Below are 2,057 nucleotides of genomic sequence, written 5' to 3' on the forward strand. Positions count from 1 at the left end.
GCCGAGGCGGCGCCGGAGGGCGCCGGCAGCCCCGGAATCGGCAGCAGCCCGAAATACCACGCGCCGCCCGCGCCGCCGCCGATCAGCAGCAGCAAGGCGACGGCCGCGAGCAGCAGCAGCTTGCCGCGCCCGCCCTTGGAAGCTGTTTTTGCCGGGGCAGGCTTGCCGCCCCCTGCGCCGTCGCTCACGCCGGCCACTCCATCCTGGAATGGGGCTGGAGTTAGGGCGGTTCTGTTAACGGGTCCTTGACCGGCAATTTTTGCCTCAATGATCCGGTAATAAATGCCCGGTAGCTCTCCCCACGCGGCAGGGCTGGCCCAGGAGGGGCCGACCGGCCGCGGCCGATGGCGCTCCGGGCGTGGCACGCGACTTGCCCTGCCCTGTTCCGTCCGGTCCCAACCCCACGGAGCTGCGCCAAGATGGACATGCCCGGCTATGTCGTGCTCTCCCGCCTCGCCGCCCAGCAGCGCGCGACGGCGGCGCTGGCGATGAACATCGCCAATGCCGACACCCCCGGCTACAAATCCGCGCAGATGGTGTTCGGCGCCCATATCGACCGCCAGCTGGGCGTCGACGCGCCGCGCGGCGGCCGCGAGGTCGCCTTCTCCCAGGACCGCGCCACTTGGCGCGACTTCACCCCCGGCAGCCTGCAGGCCACCGGCAACCCGCTCGACCTGGCGCTCGGCGGCGAGGGCTTCTTCGCCGTGCAGACCGGCAATGGCGAGCGCTACACCCGCGCCGGCCGCTTCGCCCTCTCGCCCGAGGGCGGCATCGTCGATATCGGCGGCAACCCGGTGCTGAACGAGGATGGCGCGCCGCTGGTGCTGCCGCCCAACGCCCAGCGCATCGACATCACCGGCGACGGCACGGTGCGCACCGAGCAGGGCCCGGTCGGCCGGCTGCGGGTGGTGAATTTCGCCGATCCGCAGAAGCTGATCGCCCAGGGCGAGCGCCTGTTCGAGGCGCCGGCCGAGCTGCCGGCCCAGCCGGTCGACGCGCCGCGCGTCGTGCAGGGCTCGGTCGAGGGCAGCAACGTCCAGAGCATCGTCGAGCTGACCCGCCTCACCGCCGAGATGCGCGAATTCCAGTTCGCCAGCCAGTTCGTGGAAACCGAGGGCGACCGGGCGAAGACCGCCGTCGAGCGCATCCTCAAGCGCCCCGCCTGATCCCAACGCCCGCCGCCCGCGACCCCGGAGACACCGCACCATGCGCAGCCTGAACATCGCCGGCACCGGCATGATGGCCCAGCAGACCAATGTCGAGGTCATCTCGAACAACATCGCGAACATGAGCACGACGGCCTACAAGCGCCGCCGCGCCGAGTTCCAGGACCTGCTCTACGAGAATCTCCGCCGCACCGGCTCGCAGAGCTCGGACCAGGGCACGGTGCTGCCCTCCGGCGCGCAGCTCGGCCTCGGCGTGCGCACCGCCGCCATCTACCGCATCGGCGCCCAGGGCGACCTGTCGCAGACGCAGAACAGCTTCGACCTGGCGATCCGCGGCAATGGCTATTTCCCGGTGCAGATGCCGACCGGCGAGACCGCCTACACCCGCGCCGGCAGCTTCGGCCTGTCGGATGCCGGCATGATCGTCACCGCCGACGGCTTCCAGGTCGGCGCCGGCATCGTCATCCCGGCGGGCGCGCGCGACGTCACCATCAACGCCACCGGCGAGGTGCTGGTGAAGATCGACGGCCAGGCGGCGCTGCAGAATGTCGGCCAGCTGCAGCTCGGCACCTTCCCCAATGAGGGCGGGCTGGAGGCGATCGGCGACAACATGTTCCTGGAGACCCCGGCCTCGGGCGGCGTGACGCTCGGCAATCCGGGCGCCGCCGGCTATGGCCAGGTGCTGCAGGGCTATCTGGAGACCTCGAACGTCAACGTGGTGCAGGAGATCACCGCGCTGATCACCGCGCAGCGCGCCTATGAGATGAACTCCAAGGTCATCACGGCGAGCGACGAGATGCTCTCCACCCTGTCGCGGATGCGCGGCTGATGCACCCCGCCGGCCGCCCCGCCCTGGCCCGCCCCAGCCGCCCGCGCCTGGCGCCGGCGCTG

The 2,057-nt window shown here is 71.2% G+C and carries 3 protein-coding genes; 2 read left to right on the plus strand and 1 reads right to left on the minus strand.

Features of this window, described 5'->3' with window-relative positions; translation table 11 throughout:
• Positions 1 to 197, minus strand: a 197-nt coding sequence (locus HMPREF0731_RS25460; RefSeq protein WP_040613118.1) for a hypothetical protein, incomplete at its 3' end; no start/stop codon positions are given.
• A 222-nt stretch (positions 198 to 419) separates the two neighbouring features.
• Between HMPREF0731_RS25460 and flgF the strand changes: the two genes are divergently transcribed.
• Positions 420 to 1,166 carry a flagellar basal-body rod protein FlgF gene (gene flgF / locus HMPREF0731_RS12730; RefSeq protein WP_007004552.1) on the plus strand — a complete coding sequence of 249 codons (747 nt, stop codon included), beginning with the start codon at positions 420 to 422 and terminating at the stop codon, positions 1,164 to 1,166.
• A gap of 40 nt (positions 1,167 to 1,206) precedes the next feature.
• Positions 1,207 to 1,995, plus strand: a complete 789-nt coding sequence (gene flgG / locus HMPREF0731_RS12735; protein ID WP_007004553.1) for a flagellar basal-body rod protein FlgG — start codon at positions 1,207 to 1,209, stop codon at positions 1,993 to 1,995.
• Positions 1,996 to 2,057 lie beyond the last annotated feature (62 nt).

Source organism: Pseudoroseomonas cervicalis ATCC 49957 (genome assembly GCF_000164635.1).
GTDB lineage: Bacteria > Pseudomonadota > Alphaproteobacteria > Acetobacterales > Acetobacteraceae > Pseudoroseomonas > Pseudoroseomonas cervicalis.

Coding starts and splice junctions, on each gene's coding strand:
- flgG (WP_007004553.1), top strand. CDS start 1,207: ATGCGCAGCCTGAACATCGCCGGCACCGGCATGATGGCCCAGCAGACC.
- flgF (WP_007004552.1), top strand. CDS start 420: ATGGACATGCCCGGCTATGTCGTGCTCTCCCGCCTCGCCGCCCAGCAG.